Genomic DNA, 24,235 nt, shown 5'->3' with positions numbered 1-24,235 from the left:
TCCAGACTCTCGTTCGTCTCAGTCAGAAATTCACGCAGAAGATCGTCCATGACACTTCGCCTTTCACTTTAAAATCCGGTCTGCTGCGTAGGCTTCGGCGCGGAATTTGGGTTCCACCGACAGAGTTAGCGAAACTGCTCTACGCTCTCGTTAATTTCGAGCCGCGTAGAACTACCGGTAAACGCGGCCTCAGGCCGCGCGCACCGTGCTGAGGAACTTGCCGACCTCGTTCCTGAGCCGGGTGCTGTCGCGCGACAGCGATTGCGCCGCCGAAAGCACCTGCGACGAGGCCGAACCGGTCTCCGAGGCGCCGCGCTGAACATCGGTGATGTTCGAACTCACCTGCATGGTGCCTTGCGCGGCCTGCTGGACGTTGCGGGAGATTTCCTGCGTCGCCGCGCCCTGCTCCTCCACCGCCGAGGCGATGGTCGACGATATTTCCGACATCTTGCCTATGGTCGCGCCGATTTCGCGGATCGCCACGACCGACTGATCGGTCGCCGCCTGGATCCCCGAGATCTGCTGGCTGATCTCGCCGGTGGCCTTCGCGGTCTGCTCCGCCAACGCCTTCACTTCCGACGCGACCACCGCGAAGCCGCGGCCGGCCTCGCCGGCTCGTGCCGCCTCGATGGTGGCGTTCAGCGCCAACAGGTTGGTCTGGCCGGCGATGGTGTTGATCAATTCGACGACGTCGCCGATCCGCGCCGCCGCGGTCGACAGTTCGCTGACCCGGTCGTTGGTCTTGCGCGCCTGATCCACCGCCTCATTGGCGATCCTGGCGGATTCCTGGACCTGGCGGCTGATCTCGTTGACCGATGACGCCATTTCCTCGGTCGCCGAGGCCACAGACTGCACATTGGTGGAGGCTTCCTCCGACGCCGCCGCGACCACGATGGTCAATTGCTGCGAGCGTTCGGCGGTCGAGGTTAGGGTTCCGGCCGAGGCTTCCAGCTCGGTCGAGGCCGACGACACCGTCTCGATGATCTCGCCGACCGCGGATTCGAACTGATCGGCGAGCCTGATCATGTCCTGCTTGCGCTGTTGAGCGGCGATCTGATCCTGCTTGATTTTGGCTTCGGCTTCCTCGCGCGCCTTGTGTTCGGCGTTGACCTTGAAGGTCTCGACGGCCTGCGCCATGTCGCCGACTTCGTCGCCGCGGCCGATCCCGGGCAGCACCACGTTGAAGTTGCCGCCGGCCAGTTCACGCATTCCGGCGCACAGCCCAACCACCGGCTTGGCGATCGCGCGTCCGATCAGCAAGGCGAGCGCAACGCCGAGGATCAGGCTGCCGCCCGCCAGCATCAGGACGAAGTTCTCGGTCGACGCAATCAGGCTCGTGGTGTCGTGCTCGATCTGTTTCTCTTCGGCAACGCCGGAGGTCTTGATGGCCTCGGCATCGGCCGCGATCGCAGCCGCGAGCTTCGGCAACTCAGTGGTGGCGAGGACTTCGACCTCGTGGGCATTGTGCGCCGCCGTATGGTAGGCGTCGGTGTATTTCTGGATATTGGCGTTGGTCTCGGTGAATACCTTGCGCACGTCATCGCTGATGATGTTCGCGCCGAACGCGGTCATCGCCGTCTTCAGGTCCGCCAACGCCTTCTCGGCGGCCTCGGCCGAACTCTGGTCATGGCGACCGAGCAGCTTGTTGACGTTGAGGCGGGCCAGCAGCAACTGCTTCAGGGCCTCGCCGGCAAGGATCATGGTGTTGGAATTGCCGGCCCGGCTCACCGCCACGGACTGCAGTTCCTCGATCTCACTGCGCGACTTCATGCCGAGTGGATCGAGCACCTCCTTGGTCAGCTTGTTCTGCTCCTGCTTCAGTGCAATCAGCTTGTCGAAATTGGCGACGTAAAGCTTGTAGCTTTCTCCGAGCTCGGCCATCTTCTTGTGCCGCTCGGGATTCTTGATCTGATCGAGCCCCTGCTTGATGCTGTCGTCCAGGGCCCGCTGCCGATTCCTGGCCTCGCCGATCAGGCCGTCGTCGCCGGACAACGAGTATTCCCGCACGAAGCGGCGGAACGCGACGAAGCCACGATCGACGTCGCGGGCCAGCCCGACCACCGTCACGCGCTGATTGAAGGCTTCAAATCCCTCGGACACTTTGCCGAAGCCGCGATACGACATCGCGGAAATCAGCGCGGTCAGCGCCAGCACCAGCCCGAAGCCGATCATGATCTTGGTGTTGATCTTGAGATTGGTGAAGAAGCTCAATGGGCCGGAGGATGTTGCGGCAGTCGCTGTCTTGGACATGTCGGATACCTTGATACTGGCTGGATGAGGAGAAATGTCGGGAATCAGGAGGCGTCGATCAGGAAGCGGCGGTTGCGCTTCTGCACCGGGCGCGCGTTGCTCGGAAACAACGCCGCGAATTGCTTGATCTGTTCGACCGACGCTTCGACCGGCTCGTTGTGCACGGTCCAGGTCAGGCCTTCCGAGCACGGGGGCGTCGTCAACGACCCCATGTAGCGGAAGTAGCCGCGGTTCTTCGGCAGCACCGCGGCCACGTCGACCGTCCCGCCGGCCAGCACCTCTGGCCCCTGCTTCGCCGGCATTCCCTCGAAGAACGCCTTCAGCGCCGCATTCGTTGCGCCGGGCCGGAAGAATACGCCGGTGACGGCGAGCGCGCCCGCACTCGACTTGTGCACGAAATGGCATTCCAAATCGAAATTCTTTCCCCCGAGCAGGTGTTCGCTCGGATGATGCAGATGGAACTGCAACAATTCATAGCGCGTGCCGCCGATCAGGCAGGCGCTGCCGGGCTCCGCATTCACCTGGATGGTGTGGCCGTTGTTAATCATCCGCAGCGGCAAGGTCTTGTAGTCGTATTCCACCGCACCCGGGTCGCCCTTGATGCCACCGCTGAGATCGATCGGCGTCTGTTCCACGCCGAGCTGGCAGACCTTGAAGTCGGTCTGCAACTCGCCCCATTTTTCCGGACCGCCCTCGCCTTCGTAGCTCCAATGGGCCGCCCCGCCCTGCTGGCCGTGGCCGCCCGACTCCGCGAACGCCGCTCCAACCTTGAAACAGCAAGCGCAAGCGAGAAGCCCGCGCGCGAAGGATCGACGATTAACGGTCATGTCATTGCTCCAGACTGGTTCGGCAGCTTCGTTGGATCGCCAAGCGCAGGTCTCGGTTGATCGATTGTCCGCGGAAACGGACGAATAGTAATGCAATTGTTAGTTTTTCTCATTGTACTTAAGATCCGCTTTGTCCCGTCAGTGCATCAACGCTCGAATTCCGCACGCCCGCATCGAGCGATGCGGATCGTGTTGAGGAAGTCGGTCGTCCATGACGGTAAGCCTCTCACTTTAGAGCCCGGCCTGCTGCTGCTGCGCGACAGCGGAATATGGGCTTTGCTCGGAAGCCAATTCGACTGATAGAAGTAACCTCGTTGCTCAGCGTGCTTTCGTTCGTTTCGAACCGATTAGAATTATCAATGCGCGCGGCCTCAGGCCGCGCGTACCGTGCTGAGGAACTTGCCGACCTCGTTCCTGAGCCGGGTGCTGTCGCGCGACAGCGATTGCGCCGCCGAAAGCACCTGCGACGAGGCCGAACCGGTCTCCGAGGCGCCGCGCTGAACATCGGTGATGTTCGAACTCACCTGCATGGTGCCTTGCGCGGCCTGCTGGACGTTGCGGGAGATTTCCTGCGTCGCCGCGCCCTGCTCCTCCACCGCCGAGGCGATGGTCGACGATATTTCCGACATCTTGCCTATGGTCGCGCCGATTTCGCGGATCGCCACGACCGACTGATCGGTCGCCGCCTGGATCCCCGAGATCTGCTGGCTGATCTCGCCGGTGGCCTTCGCGGTCTGCTCCGCCAACGCCTTCACTTCCGACGCGACCACCGCGAAGCCGCGGCCGGCCTCGCCGGCTCGCGCCGCCTCGATGGTGGCGTTCAGGGCCAGCAGGTTGGTCTGGCCGGCGATGGTGTTGATCAGCTCGACGACGGCGCCGATCCGACCGGCCGCATGCGACAATTCGCCGACGCGGTCGTTGGTCTTGCGCGCCTGATCCACCGCCTCGTTGGCAATCCTGGCGGAGTCCTGCACCTGACGGCTGATCTCGTTGACCGACGACGCCATCTCCTCGGTGGCCGAGGCCACCGACTGTACATTGGTGGAGGCTTCTTCCGACGCCGCCGCGACCACGATGGTCAATTGCTGCGAGCGTTCGGCGCTCGAGGTCAGGGTTCCGGCCGAGGCTTCCAGTTGGGTGGAGGCCGACGACACCGTCTCGATGATCTCGCCGACCGCGGATTCGAAGTCGTTGGCGAGTTGGTTCATCTCGAGCTTGCGCTGATGCGCAACCCGCTGCGCAGTGTCCCTCTGCTCCTCGCGATCGAAGCCGAGCTTGTTCTGCATCGCCAGGATGTTGCGCAGCGCCACGCCGATCTCGTCATCGCGCTCGATCACGACCCGGCCGTTGAACCGGCCCTGTGCGACCGCCTCCATCGCATCATTGAGACGCTGCATCGGTCGGCCGATCGCGCGAAGGGTCTGCACACCGAGCATTCCGCCCAGCAACAGGCCCGCGACGAGGATGGTGGCCGCCACGCCCAACACCAGTAGGTACTGCTGCGACGCCGTGTCGAACTCCGCTTTGGCCTCCTTGATCTGGATCGCCACCAGCTTGTCGAGATCCTGCTTGGCGACAGCGAACAGCTCATTGCCGGTCCCCGCCAATAGCGCACCAAGCTCGTCGAATTTGCGATCGGCAAGTAGCGCTAACCCGGGCTTGACGGCGTTCTCGACATAGTTCTTGCGCTTCGGCGCGAAGCTGTCCGCCACGCTCTTTTCCTCGGGCGTTAGGTTGGTTGCGATATACGCGCTCCAGGTCTTGTTGATCGCCTCGATGTTGGAGGCCACCCTTCCAGCCACGTCTCCGACCGGCTTGCCGAGGCGGCCGGCGGCGGCGGCATCATATTGGACGATGGTGTTGTCCTTCATGCGATCGTTGATCGCGAACAGCTGCGTCAACGGGACCGCGCGATCCTCATAGATCGATTTCAGTCGGATGTTGCTGTCGCGTGCCGCCAGCAGGCCGACAGCGCCGATGATCACCATCAATGTTGCCTGTACCGCGACGACAGTGGTCAGCCGCGCCTTCAAGGTGCGCGTGAATACCGCGAAGGCGTCGGCCCAGGTCCGGCTGCGGATGATGCCGGCTTCGATCCGGTAATTCCCTGCCTTCTTCGCACGAATCTGCCCGTAGACGTGTTCGGCCTCCGCGCGCTGATCAGCGGGCAATTTGGTCCTGACCGACATATAGCCGCTGATCTGGCCGTTCTCCCAAATCGGTGTCGCGCTGGCCAGCACCCAATAGAACCCGCCATCCTTGCGGCGGTTCTTCACCGCGCCGGCCCACGGCTTGCCGGCTTTCAGCGTATCCCAGAGATTTTCGAACGCCTCCGGCGGCATGTCCGGGTGGCGGATGATGTTGTGCGGTTGACCGATCAACTCCTGCTCGGTGAAGCCGGCGGCTTTGACGAACTGGTCGTTGAAGTAGGTCAGCTTGCCCTTGGTATCAGTCTTTGACACGATTAACGTGTCGTCGCCAAGCGAGTATTCGACATTGGTAACGGGAAGATTCGTGCGCATAGCTGCTGCTCCAAAGAAGATCGATCAGAGTGCCGGATGGCGTAGGACCGCGCACGCTGGCGTCGAACGCCCGCGGTCTTGTTGAGTCGAATGCAGCACTCCAGGCGCTGCACGTCCGATATCGCCGAACCTGCTGCCGAGAGTTCTTCGGGGTACAATCGTCGCCGCGATTGCTGCAGGTCATAGCCCCCATTTGTTGAGCGACCCCAAAGCCGGTCACAACTATCCCGGGAAACGAATTCAGCTGGAATTCATATTTGGTATCCACGTATTGGTACGATCATCGGAAACTCTGCCCGTTGCGGCGCACCGGATGTTGCGTGAGTCTTTCGCTGAAGTTGCGTCATACTGTTCCTCCGCAGGAGCGATTATCGATCGCACCTCCGCCATCTTTTCGATCACCATCCTCAATCGAGGAGATGAACGGCCTTGGATGACGCGTAACATGGCATTCCGTCAAAGACGGAAATGCGCGAAACCATCGGCGAAGCAACGACGTCGAACCGCGCGCTGAGACCCCGCATTGATCCGGGATCGCTTGTTAGTCTGCGCCGACGAATCGTCTTCGCTACTCCGTTCCACAGACATTGAGCTGCAAATCTATCGCATTCGTAAATTTACGGACGATCGGAAGTAATTGTTTTCTATAATGATTTTTTCGCCTTGCGCGTTACGCTGGCGGTGTAACGCGGGCGCTAATTGAGTTGTCGGAGATCGAAAACGCCATCGAGAACGCGGCAATTGCATTCACACGCATAAGGCGAGAGATCGTGGCGGGGCGGGGCCGGTCGCATCCGCACTACGCAGAGCTGATCGTTCGCAGGGACCGCTCGTCGCCATTCAATTCGCCCCGGCGTCAGGCCGTTGCACGCGGCGCCTTCGAAAACACATAGACGAAAGTGGACTTCGGGCATCCCGCGCCAAATTCATCGCCCGCCGGCTTCCGGTTTCGGCGGCGCAGCGAAGCGCAGCTCAGCTCTGCTGCTCGAATCTCGGGCCGCGTACCTCGCCCCAGGAATGCACGATCGGCAATCCGGCCACGGTGCTGCGCAAATTGGCGAGCGAAATCCGCAACGCGGCGAGGTTGATCGGCTTCGGAAAGCTGTGCAGCAGCTCCATGCCCAGCGATCGCGCCAGCAATCGCGACGCGCTGCGACGATGAGCGTCCATGCCACTGATGACGATCACCGGCCCATGATAATTGGCCGCGGCCATCGCTCGCAGCACGTCACTGCCATCGCCGTCGTCGAGCCGCAGATCGAGGGTGACGCAGCAAAAATTCCGGGCGCGGATCTGGGCTATTCCCTCGGCGCAGGACGTCGCTTGCGTCACGGCGTAGCCAGCCTTCTCCGCGGCGCTCGCAATCAACATGCGCTGCATCGGGTCATCGTCGACCACCAGAAGGCTCAACAATCCGATCAGCCTATCGGCCATCGCGTCCGGCTCGACCAACCCACCCTGATCCTGAACACTCATTGCCGCTCCTTCGATTCACCGCATCCGGTCGAGCCGCAAGCGATATCGGTGTGAGCGCAATCCTTCGTTAATGCGATGCTGTTGCCGGCGCGTGCGGAGAGCCTACGTTCGCCGTTAGTTTACGCCTCGTTACGCCGCACTCTTCGATTTGATCGTCTCCGGGATTGCCGATATGGATCCCGGAGACTTCTATGGACCGCTCGTGAAACTACGAGGTCCAGTGCCAGTCACGCACTTCCGGCATGTCGTCGCCATGCTCGCCGATATAGAGCTTATGCCGCTGCATGGTCGCCCAGTAACGCGCGGTCGCAGCCTCAACCTGGCCGCTTAGCCGTGGAATGCGTCGGATCGCGTCGAGCGCCAACCGGTAGCGATCGAGGTCGTTCAACACCACCATGTCGAACGGCGTCGTGGTGGTGCCTTCCTCCTTGTAGCCGCGAACGTGAATGTTGCCGTGGTTACGGCGCCGATAGGTCAGCTTGTGGATCATCGAGGGATAGCCGTGGAAGGCGAAGATCACCGGCTTGTCGGCCGTGAACAATTCGTCGAAGTCCTTGTCTTCCATACCGTGCGGATGTTCCGAGCGCGGCTGCAACACCATCAGATCGACCACATTGACCAGGCGAACCCTGATGTCCGGCACGTACTCGCGCAGCAGGGTTACGGCCGCCAGCGCCTCGACCGTCGGCACGTCGCCGGCGCAGGCCATCACCACATCTGGATCGCCGGCGTCGTTGCTGGCCCATTGCCAGATACCGGCGCCGGCGGTGCAGTGACGAATCGCCGATTCCATATCGAGCCACTGCCATTCCGGCTGCTTGCCGGCGACGATCAGGTTGATGTAGTTGCGGCTGCGCAGGCAATGATCGGCGACCGACAGCAGGCAGTTGGCGTCCGCCGGCAGATAGATCCGCACCACATCCGCCTTCTTACTGGCGACGTGATCGATGAAGCCGGGATCCTGATGCGAGAAGCCGTTATGGTCCTGCCGCCAGACATGCGACGTCAACAGGTAGTTCAGCGATGCGATCGGCTTGCGCCAGGGAATCCCGGCGCTGACCTTCAGCCATTTGGCGTGCTGGTTGAACATCGAATCGATGATGTGGATGAAGGCCTCGTAACAGGAAAACAACCCGTGGCGGCCGGTGAGCAGGTAGCCTTCCAGCCAGCCCTCGCACAAGTGCTCGCTCAACACTTCCATGACGCGGCCATGCTGGCTGAGATTGATGTCGACGTCCTCGACCTCGGCCATCCATTCCTTGCCGACGACTTCGAACACGGCGTCAAGCCGATTCGACGCGGTCTCGTCGGGACCGAACAGGCGGAAGTTCTTGGCGTCGAGATTGAGCTTCATGACGTCGCGCAGGAATCTTCCCAACTCCCTCGTCGCTTCCGCCTTGACGCTGCCGGGCGACGGCACGGCGACGGCGTAGTCCTGAAAGTGCGGCATCGACAACGGCTGCAGCAATTCGCCGCCATTGGCATGCGGGTTTGCCCCCATCCGGAAATGGCCGTTCGGCGCGAGCGCCGCGAACTCGTCGAGGAACCTTCCCTTGTCGTCGAACAGTTCTTCCGGCCGGTAGCTCTTCATCCAGTCTTCGAGTTGCCGGATGTGCTCGGGGTTCTTGAATTCGGCGATCGGCACCTGATGCGCGCGCCAGGTTCCTTCGACCGGCTTGCCGTCAACGAATTTCGGCCCGGTCCAGCCCTTCGGCGTGCGGAACACGATCATCGGCCAGCGCGGCCGCTGCAGCGCCTCGCCGTCGGCGGCCTCGCGCGCGGCGCTTTGAAGCTTGCGAATCTCGGCAAGAATCCGATCGAGCGTCGCGGCAAGGCTTTGATGCACCAGCGCCGGATCGTCGCCTTCGACGAAATGCGGCTCATAGCCATAGCCCCGCATCAGATCGGTGAGTTCCTGGCGGCTGATCCGGGACAGGATGGTCGGATTGGCAATCTTGAACCCGTTCAAATGCAGGATCGGCAGCACCGCACCATCGTGAGCGGGATTGAGGAACTTGTTGGAATGCCAGCTGGCGGCGAGTGCGCCGGTCTCGGCCTCACCGTCACCGATGACGCAGGACACGATCAGGTCGGGATTGTCGAATGCCGCACCGTAGGCATGCGCCAGCGAATAGCCGAGTTCGCCGCCTTCATGAATCGAGCCGGGCGTCTCGGGAGAAACGTGGCTGGGAATTCCATGCGGCCAGGAGAATTGGCGGAACAGCCGCTGCAAGCCGTAGCGGTTGCGCTCGATTGCCGGATAGCGCTCGGTGTAGGAGCCTTCCAGATAGCTGTTCGCCACCAGACCGGGACCGCCATGGCCCGGGCCGATGATGTAGATCATGTTGAGATCGTTGTCCTTGATCAGCCGGTTGAGGTGGACGTAGAGCATGTTGAGCCCGGGCGTCGTCCCCCAATGGCCGAGCAGGCGCGGCTTGATGTGATCGAGCCGCAGCGGCTGGTCGAGCATCGGATTGTCCTGCAGGTAGATCTGTCCGACGGACAGGTAATTGGCCGCGCGCCAGTAAGCGTGCATCTTCCGCAGGAGATCGGGCGACAAAGTATCAGGCATTATAGGCTCCAAGTCGTATTATGGGATCTGATCTCAAGTCTGAATTCCAAGTGGGACCGGCCCATGGCAAGCCGTGTGCTTGCCAAAGCATCGCTCATCATCGTCGAAGCAGATGGAGCGAGCCCGGCCGCACCGAGGCGACCGCTTCGACTCGCTGGTTCGGGCTGGCCTCATTCATCACGTTAACCCTGCGCGAGCGGTAAGCAATTAACTTGATCGCGATCACGACGAGCGAACGACAGGCGTAGGCCGTGAGGCGCGCACGCAGCCTGGAGTTTGATTTGAATCAAGCGAACCGCCGCAAGACCGTTGATTCGGATCAATGTGTTTGTCTCGCGGGGGCGGAAGATGCCGCTGGCTAGCAAGCCGGAACTCCCGAGGCCAATCATGTCTGAGTCCCAGCTCCGTCAAGACATCCTTGACGAGTACGAGTTCGACCCGAGCTTCAATAGCGGGCACATCAACGTGGCGATCGAAGACGACGTCGTGATCCTGACCGGACACGTGATCAGCTACGCGGAAAAACTGGCGGCGATCGCGGCGACGCGCCGCGTCAAAGGTGTCCACGGCATCTCCGAGAATATTCAAGTGCGATATCCGTTCGAACGGGCCTCCGACGACCAGATCGCGCAGCGGGCGTCGGACATTCTCGACTGGAACATTCTGGTTCCGGCGAACGCCGTCGAAGTCCAGGTCGAGAATGGATGGATCACGCTGAGTGGGACCGTCGATTGGCACTATGAGCGAACCGCGGCGGAAGACGACGTGCGCAAGCTGGCCGGGGTGCAAGGCGTCACCAACAACATTGTCATCAACAATCCTTTCGGCGATCATTCGTGCATTAGGGCGAAGATCGAGTCGGCCCTCGAGCGTCATGCTGAAATCGAAGCCAAAGCTATTCGCGTGACGGTGCGGAACGGAAATACCGTGGTTCTGGAAGGCAGCGTTGACACCTGGGATGTCCGCCGAGCCGTCCAGAACGCGGCGTGGTCAACGCCCGGCGTAACAGCCGTCGATGACCGTCTGATGATCTGCTGACCCTCAGCCGGAGTGAATCGGCTGGTCCGCATCCTCAGTAACGATGTCCGCTGGCATCTGCCCGGCGGCTGCGTTGCAGCGGACCACCGTGACGGTACATGCCGCCTCGGCGGCGACCTTGGCGGATACGCTCCCCAGCAGTTTGCGCAGCACCGAATTTCGCCGCGCCCCGATCAGGATGTGATTGACCCGGCTGGCCTCGGCGAATTCGAGAACCGCCGAGGCGGGGTCGATCGCCTCCAGCACATGCACGGTCAGGCGGTGTTCTTCAAGCTTCAGCGGTTCGGCCCAGTGCCGCAGCGCCACCAGGCGATCGACATGCTTGTTGTGGCCATGCTCGTCGAGCGTCTTGTCGATGGTGATGCGGCCGAGTTTCAGCACGTTGAGACAGGCCAGTCGCGCTGATGGCAGCGTCGCGAGGATTCGCCCGGCAGTGGTCCGCAATTCATCGTTCAGCGCTGGTGAGCCTTCCGAAAGGTCGATCGCGACCGCGAGGATCGGCGCCGATGCCAGATGCGCGGCGAGCGTCGGCTTCCCACGCGGCCTCGTCAAATCCTTGTTGAAGCGCCGGCGCAGCACGGTGGTCAGCGGATCGCGCTTCAGCCGTTCGGACCTGGTGGTGAGCTTGACCTGCGCCGGGTGGGCGAGGTCGAAGCTGAGCTGCTCGGCGGTCGGATAGCGCCATGCCGGTTCGATCTCAAGACAGCGCAGCACGATTTCCTGCAGCCAGGGCGGGTAGTCCGGCTTCAGTTTTCGCGGCGGCACCGGGTCGCGCCATAACCGTCGGCGCATGCCGTACATCGTCTCGGTCTCGCCGAACGGTCGCACCCCTGTGGTGAAGAAATACAGCAGCACCCCCAGCGCAAACAGGTCGCTCCTGGGATCATCGCGCGCGCCGAGCAAGCGTTCCGGCGCCATGTAGGGCGCGGTACCGAACGGGAGACGAAATTCCTCCTGCATGAGGTCCGGCAATTGATCGCTGCAGGCGAGACCCATGTCGAGAATGACGGCCTCTCCGGTCGGCCGGAACATGATGTTGCTCGGCTTGATGTCGTGATGAATCACATGCTGGCGATGCAGGTCCGCCAATGCCGCCGCGATCTTCTCGGCGATCGCCACCGCTTCGCCGTAGGGCATCGGCAGCTCGGGCAGCCGTGCCAGCAGCGGCTCGCCGGCAATCCGCTCCATCACAATATAGGGTTGCGCGGCGCCGAAATCCCCGGCGGCCACGAACGTCGCGACATGCACGCCGGTCAGGCGCGGCATGATCATCTGCTCCATTTCGAAGCTGACGATCGCGGCCGGGTCCTCGCCTTCGCCGATCCTGGGGATCTTCATCACCATCGGCATTGGATTGTCGGCGCGGCTGACATTGAACAGCGTCGCCATGCCGCCGCGATGGATCGCATCCTCGATCAAAAATCCATCGAGCATCGACCCCGGTTCGAGCGAGGGCTGGGTCATCGCTTACTTCCCCACGAGCAGGCGTTCGGCGAGCCAGATCGGCAGTCCATTCTTTCGAATCCGGCGCGCGGCTTCCTCGACGTCGTAGGCCGCACGGCAATAGGTGATCTCGCGCTTTTCGGTATCGAACAACGCATAGGCGGCGGCCGGGTTGCCGTCCCGCGGCTGCCCCACCGCGCCCAGCACCACAAGCCATTGCCTGCCCGGCAGCAGATGCACGGGAATGTGGGAGGTCGGCACGAAGGTCGTCATCTTTCCGGTGACCGACAGCGAATACAGCGCCGGCTTGTGAACGTGGCCGCAGAACGTCACATGGGCGGACGTCGCCATCATGCTGCGGGACGCATCCGAGGTGTCGGTCACATAGATCCAGCTGTCCGGCTTGCTCGCCTCCGAATGCACGAACAGCAGACGGTCTTCCTCCACCCTGACGGGCAACTGTGCCAGGAATTGCCGCTGCGCCGGTCCAAGCTTGCCGCGGGTCCATTCGATCGCCGCCTGGGCCTCCGCGTTCATTTGGACGCGTGGGTTTCCGACCGCGCTATCGTGGTTGCCGAGAATCGCAACGGCTCCCTGCGCCACCAGATCGGTGACGGTGGTGACGGCCCAGTCCGGATCGGCGCCATAGCCGACATAGTCGCCGAGCAACACGAAGCGTTGAGCCCCCTGTTCGCGCGCCTTGGCCAGGCAAGCGCTGAACGCCGGCTGGTTCGCGTGAATGTCAGCAAAAAGCGCAATCAGCACAACCTACCTCCCCGCACACTTGTTCGGCCCCTGAGATCGGCCGTTGATTGCTATCAAAGCGCTTCCTGCGGCCGATGCAAGGCCACACCGCCAACGGCCGGTTCGCAGCCTTCCGGCCCGCCCGGCGCGATTGTCTTTGATCTATCGCAACCGAGACGCATGCTTTGATCTGGCGCAATGGGGGCGTTGATAATGTGTGACTAAATAAAAAGAGAGTTGCGTTGGAGGCGTTCATGACTTCTCCCAATAACCGGACCACGCCCGTGAGCGAGGCCGTCGACGATGTCGTGAGGGAATGGGAAGAAATCACAGCCAGTCCGCGCGAGCTGGAAGCGTTCGGCCGGGCGATGGCCAACATGGTCAAGGACCTCGGACTGTCGCCGGCCGAAATTCGCGCCTTAGCGACCAAGGGCAGCAACGCCAAGGAACTGCCGTGTCTGCTCGAGGCGCTGCGAATCAGCATTCGCGCACTTGCCGAACAGGAGCCGATGCTGCTCAACGACCTGCGGCGCGCCTGCGCGATCTGCGAACACAAGCGCGAATGCGATGACGACATCGCCGCCGGCACGCTGGTGCCGTCCTATCAGCGCTACTGCCTAAATGTGGCCGCGCTCGACGGCATCCGCCACAGCGACAAGTTCAACACGGAATCTTGAACGGCATCGCGCGACGGGCCGCTGTCGCCGCTCCCGCGCGGCTGCGCATTTGTCGCTGCAATTACAGCCCGATCGCCTGATCCGCTGACGGGTACCCCGACTACCTATGCACCAATCGTTTGATCTGCGTCAAGATTGATTGACGTTCAATATGTCATCGTTTCTTGACATTGGTGGGAGAAAGTCAGTGCGCATCGTTCTCATACATCCGAATTACCATTCCGGCGGCGCCGAAATCGCAGGCAACTGGCCGCCGGCCTGGGCCGCCTATCTCGCGGGCGCGCTGAAGGGCGCCGGCTTCACCGATCTTCACTTCATCGATGCGATGACCGAAGATCTCTCCGAGGAAAAGCTCGCCGAGGTTCTCACCGAATTGAAACCGGACGTGGTCGGCACCACCTCGATCACGCCGTCGATCTACAAGGCCGAACGCACGCTACAGATCGCCAAGCAGTTGAATCCGGGTGTCGTCACCGTGCTCGGCGGCGTGCATGCCACCTTCATGTATCAGCAGGTGCTGACCGAGGCGCCTTGGGTCGACGTGATCGTGCGCGGCGAAGGCGAAGAAATCATCGTCGAACTGTTCCGCGCCATCGAGCAGGGTCAATGGCCGGCCAAGCGCCACGACATCAAGGGCCTGGCCTTCACCGAGACCGCCGCTGACGGCGGCCAGATCGTCGCCACCCAGGCCGCCGCCACGGTCAAGGATCTCGACGGGATCAAGCCCGACTGGAGCATCCTGAAGTGGGATATGTACAAATACATCCCGATGAACACCCGGGTGGCGATTCCGAACATGGCGCGCGGCTGTCCGTTCACCTGTTCGTTCTGCTCGCAGTGGAAGTTCTGGCGTGATTATCGGGTCCGCGATCCGAAGAAGGTGGTCGACGAGATCCAGGATCTGGTCGAAAACTACCAGGTCGGCTTCTTCATTCTGGCCGACGAAGAGCCCACCATCAACCGCAAGAAATTCATCCAGTTCTGCGAGGAACTGATCGCTCGCGGCCTCAACAAGAAGGTGCAGTGGGGCATCAATACCCGCGTCACCGACATTCTGCGCGACGAAGCGCTGCTGAAATTCTACAATGAGGCCGGCCTGATGCACGTTTCGCTCGGCACCGAAGCGGCGGCGCAGCTCAAGCTCGATTTGTTCAACAAGGAAACCAAGATCGCCGACAACAAGAAGGCGATCCGGTTGCTGCGCGAGGCCGGCATCGTCGTTGAAGCCCAGTTCATCGTCGGTCTCGATAGCGAAACCCCTGAGACGCTGGAAGAAACCTATCGCATGGCGATGGACTGGAAGCCGGACCTGGCGAATTGGTCGATGTACACGCCGTGGCCGTTCACCCCGCTATTCAAGGAATTGAGCGACAAGGTCGAGGTGTTCGACTTCGACAAGTACAATTTCGTCACCCCGATCATCAAGCCGGCGGCGATGGAGCGCGGCGAATTGCTCGACCGGGTGATGAACAATTATCGCCGGTTCTACATGTACAAGGCGTTCTTCTCCTATCCCTGGTCGGGCACCGGCCGTCGCCGGCGCTATCTGCTCGGATGTCTGAAGGCGTTCCTGAAATCCGGGTTCGAGCGGAAATTCTACGATCTCGGCCGGGTCGGATATTGGGGACCGCAGTCGAAGAAGAAGGTCGATTTCCACTTCGACAAGACCCGCACCATCGCCAACGCGCAGATGGCCGATTGGGAAGCCAACGCCGACCGCTCGCGCAAATCGGCAGCCTCACAGATGGCGATCGTCTCGGCCTGCGGTGGCGGCTCGGAACAGATGTCGATCGGAACGAACTGCGAAGACGTCAAGGACAAGTTGGCGGAAACGGTAAGCAATCGTTTGGTGGACACGGCAAATGAAGCAGGTTCCCACACCCACCATTGACGGCGGCGGGGTTCAGGCGATCGGGTCCGAAGTGGCGACGGCCAAGATCGGACCCAACGCCGTCACGCAACTGATCAATGCCTTGGACGCGGCCGGCCTTCAGCCGGCCGCGATCGCGATTTTCGCCGAAGCCGGCACCCGCGACTGGCTGACCGACCCGCCGACCGCGATGGTCGACGAACGGCCGGTGGCCATGCTGCATCAGACCTTGCGCAAATTGATGCCGCCGCAGCAATCCGCCGCAATCCTGGCCGACGCCGGCCGGCGCACCGCCGACTACATCCTGGCCAACCGGATTCCGAAGCCCGCCCAGTTCGTGCTGAAGCTGCTGCCGGCGCCGCTCGCCGCGCGGATGCTGGTCTCGGCGATCAGCGCCCACGCCTGGACCTTCGCCGGCTCGGGCCGGTTTTCCGGCCGCACCGGCAAATCCGTGACTTTCGAGATCACGGCGAATCCGCTCTGCGCCGGCGAGCATTCCGATTCCCAGGTTTGCGTCTGGCACGCCGCCGTGTTTCAACGGCTGTTCCAGGTGCTGGTGTCGCCGAACACCCGGGTGGTCGAGACCTCCTGCGGGGCCCGTGGAGATGATTGCTGCCGGTTCGTCGCAGACTGGAAATCGATCCCGGACGCCGCCAATATCTATGCCAAACGCCGGTCGCATCACCTCGCCGGCAACTCAGAAACCCTTTCCGCGCGTTGATCCGCGGGCGATTTGAAGGACCAACCGATGTCGTCAGTCCTGGACAAATATGCCAAGAGCTCGGTGCCGCGCTACACCAGCTACCCGACCGCCCCACATTTCGCGACGGATTTTCCCGAATCGATTTATCGCGGCTGGCTGGCGCAGCTCGACACCGACGAGCCGATCTCGCTGTATCTGCACGTGCCGTTCTGCAAACAGATGTGCTGGTACTGCGGCTGCAACATGAAACTGGCCTCGAAATATTCGCCGGTGGCCACCTATGTCGAACACCTGATCGACGAGATCGACCTGATCGCCGACGCGATGCCGGACCGGATGCCGGTCGGCCACCTGCATTTTGGCGGCGGCACGCCCACGGTGCTTGAGCCCGACGATCTCGGCGCGGTGATGGCGCTGCTCGATGAGCGTTTCCAGTTCATCCCGGGCGCCGAGTTAGCTATCGAGAGCGATCCGCGCACTCTGTCCGACGAAATGGTCGAGAAGATCGGCGAGCTCGGCTTCACTCGCGCCAGCTTCGGCGTGCAGGAATTCGATCCGAAGGTGCAGGCCGCAATCAACCGGATTCAACCGCCCGACATGGTCGCGCGCGCGCTCAAGCGATTTCGCTCGGTCGGCGTCGAGCGCGTCAATTTCGATCTGATCTACGGGCTGCCCTACCAGACCGCGGAGGATCTGCGCCGTACCGTCGAGCAATGCGTCGAGATGCGGCCGGACCGCGTCGCGCTATTCGGCTATGCCCATGTGCCCTGGGTCGCCAAGAACCAGCGGATGATCCCGGACGAATCGCTGCCGAAGCCCGAGCAGCGCGCCGAACAGGCCGACGCCGCGGCCGATGCGCTGGTCAAGGGCGGCTATGTCCGGATCGGGCTCGACCATTTCGCGCTGCCCGGCGATTCGCTGGCGATCGCCGCGGCGACCGGCGAACTGCACCGCAATTTCCAAGGCTACACCAGCGACGCCGCGCAGACCCTGATCGGAATCGGATCGACCTCGATCGGCCGAACTCCCTTCGGCTACGTCCAGAACATCAGCGAGACCGGCGCCTGGTCGCGCGCGGTCGCCGCCGGCAAGCTGCCGATCGCCCGCGGTCACGCCCTGAAGGGCCAGGACAACCTGCGCGCCCATGTGATCGAGCGGATCATGTGCGACGGCAAGATCGATCTGGCGGCCGCCGGACGGGCCTACGGCTACGCCGACGACTGGTTCGCCTCCGAGCAGGAGGCGCTCGACGAGTTGCAGCGCGACGGTCTGCTTGAGCGCGCCGGCGGCAAGTTGACACTGACGTCTGACGGCACTCGGCTGTCCCGGATCGTGGCGTCGGTGTTCGACACTTATCTGCGCGGCTCCACAGTGCGGCATTCGATTGCCGTCTAGGATTCGATCCGTTCACGCTAGGACGCCGCGCGCGGCGTCCCTGTCACCCGCCAGCGTCGCAAATTTTGATGCATATCAATCCGGCTGGCGACTGGATTGTGATACCTACAATCAACGGTAAAATTTGAGGGGCAAGCGGCCGCCTTTTAAGTAGTTCATTACCGTCTGAGGATCGTAGGGTTCGGCAAACGTTGTGCGGTGGTACTTCGTTAAGTAACGACGCCTATTGCTGTCGGGACCCAGATCCATTGAGGTGAAACATGACCAATAAACTGCGAGTGACCGACGAGATGGTGGCCAAGGCCACGGGGGCGTTCCGCGCCAGCGGCGGCGGCGACGATGTTTGTTTTCGGGCTGCGCTGGAAGCCGCCCTCGCCGACGAGACGTTTTCCGTCGGCGACGAGGTGACAGCGCATGGCAGCGTCACCGGCATCATCCTGTCGATCACCGGCGACGAAGCGCTGATCTCATGGTCATGCAGAGGCAAGTCGACCTCGAAGTTGACCGAGCTCGATCATATCGACGAAGCGCATTCGGTGTCCGCCGAGCACTGCGTCTGACTGGTCTACCAGGGACTGCGCCAGCCAGATCACCGCTTCTGCGCGGCCACTCGCCTCATAGCCGCATCCGGGCGTCCGGCCGATGCCGGGCCCGCGGCGCTATTCGTTGATCCATGTCAAGTTCCCGATCCCGGCGTTTGATCCTATGGCGGATCAAACAGGGTAGAAGATCCGGGAGGAAACGACATGCAGATTCAGCAGATCCATCACGTCGCTTATCGCTGCAAGGACGCCAAAGAGACCGTCGCGTTTTACGGTCGGGTGATGGGGATGGAACTGCTCGGCGCGATCGCCGAAGACAAGGTGCCGTCGACCAAGGCGCCCGATCCCTACATGCATATCTTTCTTGACGCCGGCGCCGGCAATATCTTGGCCTTCTTCGAATTGCCTAACTCGCCGCCGATGGGACGAGACCCCAACACGCCGGACTGGACCCAGCACATCGCTTTCCAGGTCAAGGACATCGACGCCCTGCTCGCGGCGAAGACACGAGCAGAGGCTAATGGCCTCGAGGTCACGGGGCCGACCGATCACACCATCTTCAAATCCATCTACTTCTGGGATCCGAGCGGTCATCGCCTTGAGGTCGCAGCCTGGACCGCGACGCCTGAGCAACTCGCGCGAATGAAAAACGTCGCCCACGAGATGGTCGACGAATGGTCGCAGACCAAGAAGCCGCCGCGTCACACGGCATGGCTGCATCAGAAAGAGTTTGCCGAGGCCGAGTGAGCGATCCGGCCGCAGACAAGCGCGAGGGAGATGCACGCGTGGGCCAGCTGGTACTCGCCGCCAAGGTAACGCATGTGCCGTCGCTGATGCTGTCGGAGACCAATGCCAGTCCGCTCAGGGACGCGCGGGCGGCGGCGGTGCAGTCGTTGCGCGAACTCGGGCGGCGCGCCCGAGTTCGCGAGGTGTCCACCTTTGTCGTGTTCGACACCCACTGGCTGTCTAATTTCGGCTATCACATCAACGCCAATGCGCGGCACCGCGGCTCGTTTACCAGCCCGGAGGCGCCGCATATGATCCAGGATCTGCGCTACGATCTGCCGGGCGACACCGCGCTGGCGGAGGCGATCGCCGCCGAGGCCGACAAGGCCAGTCTCAAGGTGCTGGCGCACCAGGTGCCGACCCTCGGCCTGGAATACGGCACCATCGTGCCGATGCATTATCTCAACCCCGATGGCTGGGCGAAGGTGGTATCGATCGCCTCGCCGCTATTCACCTCGCTCGAGGAAAGCCGCACCTTGGGCGAGGCAACCCGTCGCGCGATCGAGAAATCCGGCAAGAACGTCGCGATCATCGCCAGCGGTTCGCTGTCGCACCGATTGTGGCCGAACAAGAATCTCGGGCCCGACGCGTGGACGTCGATCGCCAGCGAGTTCAACCGGCAGGTCGATCTGCGAGTGTTGCAGCTTTGGCAAGAGCGGCGTTACCGCGAATTCATCGCGATGCTCCCCGACTACGCGGTCAAGTGCAATGGCGAAGCCGGCATGGCCGATACGATCATGCTGTTCGCCGCGCTCGGTTGGGACAGTTTCGATGGCGAAGCGGAACAGTTGTGCGATTATTTTCCGTCGAGCGGCAGCGGACAGATCAACGTCGAATTTCACGTCAATCGCTGAGCGCCCTGTTGGCGGTATTGTGACGGTGTTGCAGCGTTGCCGCAGTGGACGGTGGATCGTGACAGAACAGGGGTGACAACAGCGAAATTTTGGTCACACTCACCACCTCAATTGTCATTGTCGTGGAAAGATTGTGGCTGATTTTCGCAAACTCGTTCTATTGCCGCTGGCGATCGTCCTGTGCGTCGTGATGATGCCGACGCGGTCGCATGCGCAATGGTGGAGCAGCCGAGCGCCGGTCGATTTCGAGGACTGCGTCGAAACCGCCGAGAAGACCGCGACCTCCAAGGAAGCCAGGTCGCCGCTGCTGGCGCAATGCGACGCGAAATTCGCCGGACGGCGCAAGCCCGGCGGCGGCTACACCTATTTCGATTTTATGCAGAACCGACATTTCGACATCGCGGGCCCGAATCCATCCGCCGAAGAACTCAGGCGGATGGACGAGCACTACACCGCCTTTCTCGACCAGCGGAAGAAGAGCATCATCGCCGCGGCGTTCGCGGCCAAGCAGCAGCAGGTCCAAACCGAAGCCAACGTCGCTCTCGAGCAGAAGCAGGCGCGACCGCACAAGCCGCGGGCGCAACCGAAGCAGGTTGGCTGTCGCGCGGATACACTGTCCTGCAACTGGTCCAGATTCGCCGCAGGGATCAAATCCTTCAAGCGGACCCTGCTCGGACCGCCAGCCAGGATCACTAATCGCATCTAGTTGCGGCGCTTGGCCATTTGCCGACATCAACGACGGCGACGCTCACAGTTTACCGGTCCGAGCGGCCGATCACCGCCATCAACTCCGCGATCTTCTGGCGCTGATCGGCCTTGTTGCCGCTTGAGATCGCGTGCTCGACGCAATGCGAGACGTGATCCTTCAGCACCTCTTCCTCGACCCGCCGCAGCGCCGCCCGGACCGCGGAAATCTGCGTGACGATGTCGATGCAATAGCGGCCCTCCTCCATCATCTTGGAGATACCGCGCACCTGCCCTTCGATCCGGCCGAGGCGTTTTTGACACGAAGCCTTGATGTCATTTTGCATCTGGTCTATATACCCCTACACGGTATGGGTTGCAAGAGGACGGGTGACGTCATGACTGACTCCGAAAACGCAATGGGCCTTGGCGCAGCGAAGACGTCCGGCTGCGGCTGCTCGTCCGGCGCGGACGCTGCCGCGGTCGCCTCGTCGACCCAATCGTCCTGCTGCGGCGGCAACCAGGGCAACGCCGAGCATCATGAACACGATTCGGCACCGCCGCAGGCCGCCAAGGCGGTCGATCCGGTCTGCGGCATGAGCGTCGATCCGGCGACCAGCCAGCATCGCTTCGAACACGCCGGTCGCACCTATCATTTCTGCTGCGACGGTTGCCGAACCAAATTCGCCGCCGACCCCGACGCCTATCTCGGCAAGGCCAAGCCCGGTCCCGAGCTGCACCAACTGACCGAGCTTCCGACCAAATCGGCGTGCTGCGGCGGTGACCATGGCCATGCGGGGCATCACCACGACGACCATGCCGCAAAGGCGATCGACCCAGTCTGCGGCATGACCGTCGATCCGGCGACCAGCCAGTATCGGTTCGACTTCGAGGGCCAGACTTATCATTTCTGTCGCGCCGGCTGCCAAACCAAATTCGCTGCCGATCCAAAATCCTACCTCGACAAGACCCAGGCCAAGCCGGCCGCCGACGTGCCCGCCGGCACCATCTACACCTGCCCGATGGATCCGCAGATCCGTCAAGTCGGCCCGGGCAGCTGCCCGATCTGCGGCATGGCGCTGGAGCCGGAGATGGTGTCGCTGGATGCGCCGCCCAATGCCGAACTCGCCGACATGACCCGACGATTCTGGATCGGCCTGGTGTTGGCGCTGCCCGCGGTGGTGCTGGAGATGGGTGGCCACCTTGTCGGCGGCCACGGCCTGATCGATCCGACGCTATCCGGCTGGATTCAGCTCGGTTTCGCGACGCCGGCGGTATTATGGGCCGGCTGGCCGTTCTTCATGCGCGGCTATCAATCGCTGCTGACGCGCAACCTCAACATGTTCACGCTGGTCGCCATGGGCACCGGCGTCGCCTACGTCTACAGCTTGGTCGCCACCCTGGCACCGCAGCTGTTTCCGCCCGCGTTCCGCAGTCATGGCGGCGCGGTCCCGGTGTATTTCGAAGCCGCCGCGGTGATCACGGTGCTGGTGCTGCTTGGCCAGGTGCTGGAGCTGCGCGCCCGCGAAGCAACGTCCGGGGCGATCAAGGCGCTGCTGCAGCTTGCGCCTAAAACCGCCCGCCGGATCGACGCGAGCGGCGCTGACCACGAGGTCGCGATCGACAGCCTCAAGGTCGGCGACAAGTTACGGGTGCGTCCGGGTGAAAAGGTCCCGGTCGACGGCGTCATCCTCGAAGGCCGCTCCTCGCTCGATGAATCACTGGTGACCGGGGAATCGATGCCGGTGACCCGCGAAGCCGGCGGCAAGGTGGTCGCGGGCACGCTGAATCAGTCCGGCGGCTTCGTGATGCGCGCCGACCAGGTCGGCCGCGACACCGTGCTGGCCCGGATCGTACAGATGGTGGCGCAGGCGCAGCGGTCGCGGGCGCCGATCCAGCGCGTCGCCGATCGCGTCGCCGGCTGGTTCGTCCCGGCCGTGATCCTGGCCGCCTGTATCGCGTTCGGCGCCTGGGCCATGTTCGGGCCGGAACCGCGGCTGAGCTTCGCGTTAGTCGCCGCCGTCAGCGTCATGATCATCGCCTGCCCCTGCGCGCTCGGCCTCGCCACGCCGATGTCGATCATGGTCGGCGTCGGCCGCGGCGCGCAGGCCGGCGTGCTGATCCGGAATGCCGAATCGCTGGAGCGGATGGAGCGGATCGATACCCTGGTGATCGACAAGACCGGCACGCTGACCGAAGGCAAGCCGAAGCTGGTCGCCATCATCGCCGCCAGCGGATTTCAGGACGCCGACATTCTGCGTCTCGCCGCCAGCGTCGAGCGCGCAAGCGAGCATCCGCTCGCAGACGCCATCGTCCACGCCGCCCACGAACGAAACGTCGCGTTGGGCACGGTCGACGACTTCGCGTCGCCGACCGGCAAGGGCGCTACCGGCAAGGTCGGCGGCCGCGCCGTCGTGATCGGCAATGCCGGCTACCTCGCCTCGCTCGGCATCGACACACGGGCGCTGACCGAACAGGCTGAGCGATTGCGCGGCGACGGCGCCACCGTTGTCAGTCTGGCAATCGATGGACAACTCGCCGGCCTGTTCGCGATCGCCGATCCAGTCAAGGCTTCGACGCCGGAGGCGCTGAAGGCGCTGGCCGCGGAGGGCATCAAGGTCATCATGCTGACCGGCGACAATCGCACCACGGCGAATGCCGTCGCCCGACAGCTCGGGATCGCCGAGGTCGAGGCCGAAGTGCTGCCCGACCAGAAGAGCGCCGTGGTCGCCAAATTGCGGCAGGCCGGACGGATCGTCGCGATGGCCGGCGATGGCGTCAACGACGCGCCCGCATTGGCCGCGGCGGACGTCGGCATCGCGATGGGAACCGGTACCGACGTGGCGATGGAAAGCGCCGGGATCACCTTGCTGAAGGGCGACCTCGGCGGCATCGTGCGTGCCCGACTGCTGTCGCAGGCCACCATGCGCAACATCCGGCAGAACCTGTTCTTCGCGTTCATCTACAACGCGGCCGGAATCCCGATCGCGGCAGGCGTGCTGTATCCTAGCTTCGGCCTGCTGCTGTCGCCGATCATCGCCGCGGCCGCGATGTCGCTCTCTTCCGTCAGCGTGATCGGGAACGCTTTGCGGCTGCGTGGAACCGCGCTTTGATCCGATTTCAAGCGATTGCGACCGCTCCCACAGGTTTGATTTAACTCAAGGATCAAGGCCGGTTTGGCACTATCGTTTCCGGCAATTTAGCCGCCGCCTTGCCAAATCGGGGCGCGCAGATGAGGTCGGTCGATGTCCAGAATTATCGAAATGCTGCAAGACGAACATCGCAACATCGCCAGACTGATCGACGTCCTTGAGCAGGAACTCAGCGTGTTCGATCGCCGCGAGCGGCCGGATTACGAGATCTTCCAGGCGATCATCCAATACTTCAAAGAGTATCCGGAAAACTGCCATCATCCGAAAGAGGACGTGGTCTATCAGATCCTCAAGGAGCGCAATCCCGCGGTGGCAGGAGCGGTCGGCGACGTCGAAGCCGAACATGAGATCGAAGGCGAGCGGTTAAACAAATTTGCCCAGGTGGTCGAGGACGTGCTGGCGGATCAGGAACTGCCGCGGCAGACGTTTCACGAGGCCGCGAAGGACTTCATCGAGCATCAGCGCCGGCACATGGCCAAGGAGGAACAGCTGTTGTTCCCGGCAGCTCTGGAGACCTTGACGGCCGACGACTGGTCCAGGATCAACTCGCGGATTGACGACCGCAAGGACCCGATGTTCGACGGCGAGATCACTAGCAAATTCCAGAATCTCCACAACACGATTCTGCGCTGGGAGAAGGAAACCGAGGAACAGCGCCTGAAGACGGCTGCTCCGCAGAGCTAATTGCGCGCCGTTGGCT

The 24,235-nt window shown here is 62.5% G+C and carries 19 protein-coding genes; 11 read left to right on the top strand and 8 right to left on the bottom strand.

Annotated elements, in window-relative coordinates:
• Positions 1 to 189: 189 nt before the first annotated feature.
• The 5 genes from HXX15_RS22675 to HXX15_RS22655 form a co-directional block, all read right to left on the bottom strand.
• Positions 190 to 2,250: a methyl-accepting chemotaxis protein gene (locus tag HXX15_RS22675; RefSeq protein WP_296519174.1), complete on the bottom strand. Its 2,061-nt coding sequence runs from the start codon at positions 2,248 to 2,250 to the stop codon at positions 190 to 192.
• 44 nt (positions 2,251 to 2,294) lie between these two features.
• Complete coding sequence (locus HXX15_RS22670; RefSeq protein ID WP_296519173.1) at positions 2,295 to 3,077, bottom strand: carbonic anhydrase; 783 nt, start codon at positions 3,075 to 3,077, stop codon at positions 2,295 to 2,297.
• Positions 3,078 to 3,448: 371 nt separating this feature from the next.
• Positions 3,449 to 5,599 (bottom strand): methyl-accepting chemotaxis protein, encoded by a 2,151-nt coding sequence (locus HXX15_RS22665; RefSeq protein WP_296519172.1) that lies wholly within the window; start codon positions 5,597 to 5,599, stop codon positions 3,449 to 3,451.
• Between the two features lie 972 nt (positions 5,600 to 6,571).
• Positions 6,572 to 7,033, bottom strand: coding sequence for a response regulator (locus HXX15_RS22660; RefSeq protein ID WP_296519176.1), 462 nt, complete (start codon positions 7,031 to 7,033; stop codon positions 6,572 to 6,574).
• 250 nt (positions 7,034 to 7,283) lie between these two features.
• Positions 7,284 to 9,647, bottom strand: a complete 2,364-nt coding sequence (locus HXX15_RS22655; protein ID WP_296519171.1) for a phosphoketolase — start codon at positions 9,645 to 9,647, stop codon at positions 7,284 to 7,286.
• A gap of 387 nt (positions 9,648 to 10,034) precedes the next feature.
• Here HXX15_RS22655 and HXX15_RS22650 point away from each other — a divergent pair, with 387 nt between their 5' ends.
• Complete coding sequence (locus tag HXX15_RS22650; RefSeq protein WP_296519170.1) at positions 10,035 to 10,685, top strand: BON domain-containing protein; 651 nt, start codon at positions 10,035 to 10,037, stop codon at positions 10,683 to 10,685.
• A gap of 3 nt (positions 10,686 to 10,688) precedes the next feature.
• Here HXX15_RS22650 and HXX15_RS22645 read toward each other — a convergent pair whose 3' ends face one another.
• Together HXX15_RS22645 and HXX15_RS22640 are read right to left on the bottom strand one after the other, a co-directional pair.
• Positions 10,689 to 12,149, bottom strand: a complete 1,461-nt coding sequence (locus HXX15_RS22645; RefSeq protein ID WP_296519169.1) for a bifunctional serine/threonine-protein kinase/universal stress protein — start codon at positions 12,147 to 12,149, stop codon at positions 10,689 to 10,691.
• Positions 12,150 to 12,152: 3 nt separating this feature from the next.
• Positions 12,153 to 12,893: a metallophosphoesterase family protein gene (locus HXX15_RS22640; protein WP_296519168.1), complete on the bottom strand. Its 741-nt coding sequence runs from the start codon at positions 12,891 to 12,893 to the stop codon at positions 12,153 to 12,155.
• Between the two features lie 233 nt (positions 12,894 to 13,126).
• Between HXX15_RS22640 and HXX15_RS22635 the strand changes: the two genes are divergently transcribed.
• The 8 genes from HXX15_RS22635 (at position 13,127) to HXX15_RS22600 (ending at position 20,405) form a co-directional block, all read left to right on the top strand.
• A complete protein-coding gene (locus HXX15_RS22635) occupies positions 13,127 to 13,549 on the top strand; it encodes a hypothetical protein (RefSeq protein WP_296519167.1) in 423 nt (140 codons plus the stop codon).
• Positions 13,550 to 13,736: 187 nt separating this feature from the next.
• Complete coding sequence (gene bchE, locus HXX15_RS22630; protein WP_296519166.1) at positions 13,737 to 15,440, top strand: magnesium-protoporphyrin IX monomethyl ester anaerobic oxidative cyclase; 1,704 nt, start codon at positions 13,737 to 13,739, stop codon at positions 15,438 to 15,440.
• Positions 15,412 to 16,140 carry a bacteriochlorophyll 4-vinyl reductase gene (gene bchJ, locus HXX15_RS22625; protein WP_296519165.1) on the top strand — a complete coding sequence of 243 codons (729 nt, stop codon included), beginning with the start codon at positions 15,412 to 15,414 and terminating at the stop codon, positions 16,138 to 16,140. The genes bchE and bchJ overlap by 29 nt, the downstream gene beginning before the upstream one ends.
• Before the next feature lie 27 nt (positions 16,141 to 16,167).
• Positions 16,168 to 17,517, top strand: coding sequence for an oxygen-independent coproporphyrinogen III oxidase (gene hemN / locus HXX15_RS22620; protein WP_296519164.1), 1,350 nt, complete (start codon positions 16,168 to 16,170; stop codon positions 17,515 to 17,517).
• A gap of 260 nt (positions 17,518 to 17,777) precedes the next feature.
• Positions 17,778 to 18,077, top strand: a complete 300-nt coding sequence (locus HXX15_RS22615) for a preprotein translocase subunit YajC (protein ID WP_296519163.1) — start codon at positions 17,778 to 17,780, stop codon at positions 18,075 to 18,077.
• Between the two features lie 186 nt (positions 18,078 to 18,263).
• Positions 18,264 to 18,806: a VOC family protein gene (locus HXX15_RS22610; RefSeq protein ID WP_296519162.1), complete on the top strand. Its 543-nt coding sequence runs from the start codon at positions 18,264 to 18,266 to the stop codon at positions 18,804 to 18,806.
• A 38-nt stretch (positions 18,807 to 18,844) separates the two neighbouring features.
• The gene (gene hpaD / locus HXX15_RS22605; protein ID WP_296519161.1) at positions 18,845 to 19,699 is read left to right on the top strand and encodes a 3,4-dihydroxyphenylacetate 2,3-dioxygenase; all 855 of its coding nucleotides are present in this window, start codon (positions 18,845 to 18,847) and stop codon (positions 19,697 to 19,699) included.
• Positions 19,700 to 19,832: 133 nt separating this feature from the next.
• Positions 19,833 to 20,405 (top strand): hypothetical protein, encoded by a 573-nt coding sequence (locus HXX15_RS22600; protein WP_296519160.1) that lies wholly within the window; start codon positions 19,833 to 19,835, stop codon positions 20,403 to 20,405.
• Positions 20,406 to 20,454: 49 nt separating this feature from the next.
• Here the strand turns inward: HXX15_RS22600 and HXX15_RS22595 are convergent, their stop codons facing one another.
• Positions 20,455 to 20,730 (bottom strand): metal-sensitive transcriptional regulator, encoded by a 276-nt coding sequence (locus HXX15_RS22595; protein WP_296519159.1) that lies wholly within the window; start codon positions 20,728 to 20,730, stop codon positions 20,455 to 20,457.
• A gap of 51 nt (positions 20,731 to 20,781) precedes the next feature.
• Between HXX15_RS22595 and HXX15_RS22590 the strand changes: the two genes are divergently transcribed.
• Together HXX15_RS22590 and HXX15_RS22585 are read left to right on the top strand one after the other, a co-directional pair.
• Positions 20,782 to 23,496, top strand: coding sequence for a heavy metal translocating P-type ATPase (locus HXX15_RS22590; protein WP_296519158.1), 2,715 nt, complete (start codon positions 20,782 to 20,784; stop codon positions 23,494 to 23,496).
• 132 nt (positions 23,497 to 23,628) lie between these two features.
• A complete protein-coding gene (locus tag HXX15_RS22585) occupies positions 23,629 to 24,219 on the top strand; it encodes a hemerythrin domain-containing protein (RefSeq protein WP_296519157.1) in 591 nt (196 codons plus the stop codon).
• The last annotated feature ends 16 nt before the right edge of the window (positions 24,220 to 24,235 follow it).

It is taken from the genome of Rhodopseudomonas sp., from assembly GCF_013377015.1.
Lineage (GTDB): Bacteria > Pseudomonadota > Alphaproteobacteria > Rhizobiales > Xanthobacteraceae > JARJEH01.
This window is presented reverse-complemented; position numbering and strand designations above follow the sequence as displayed.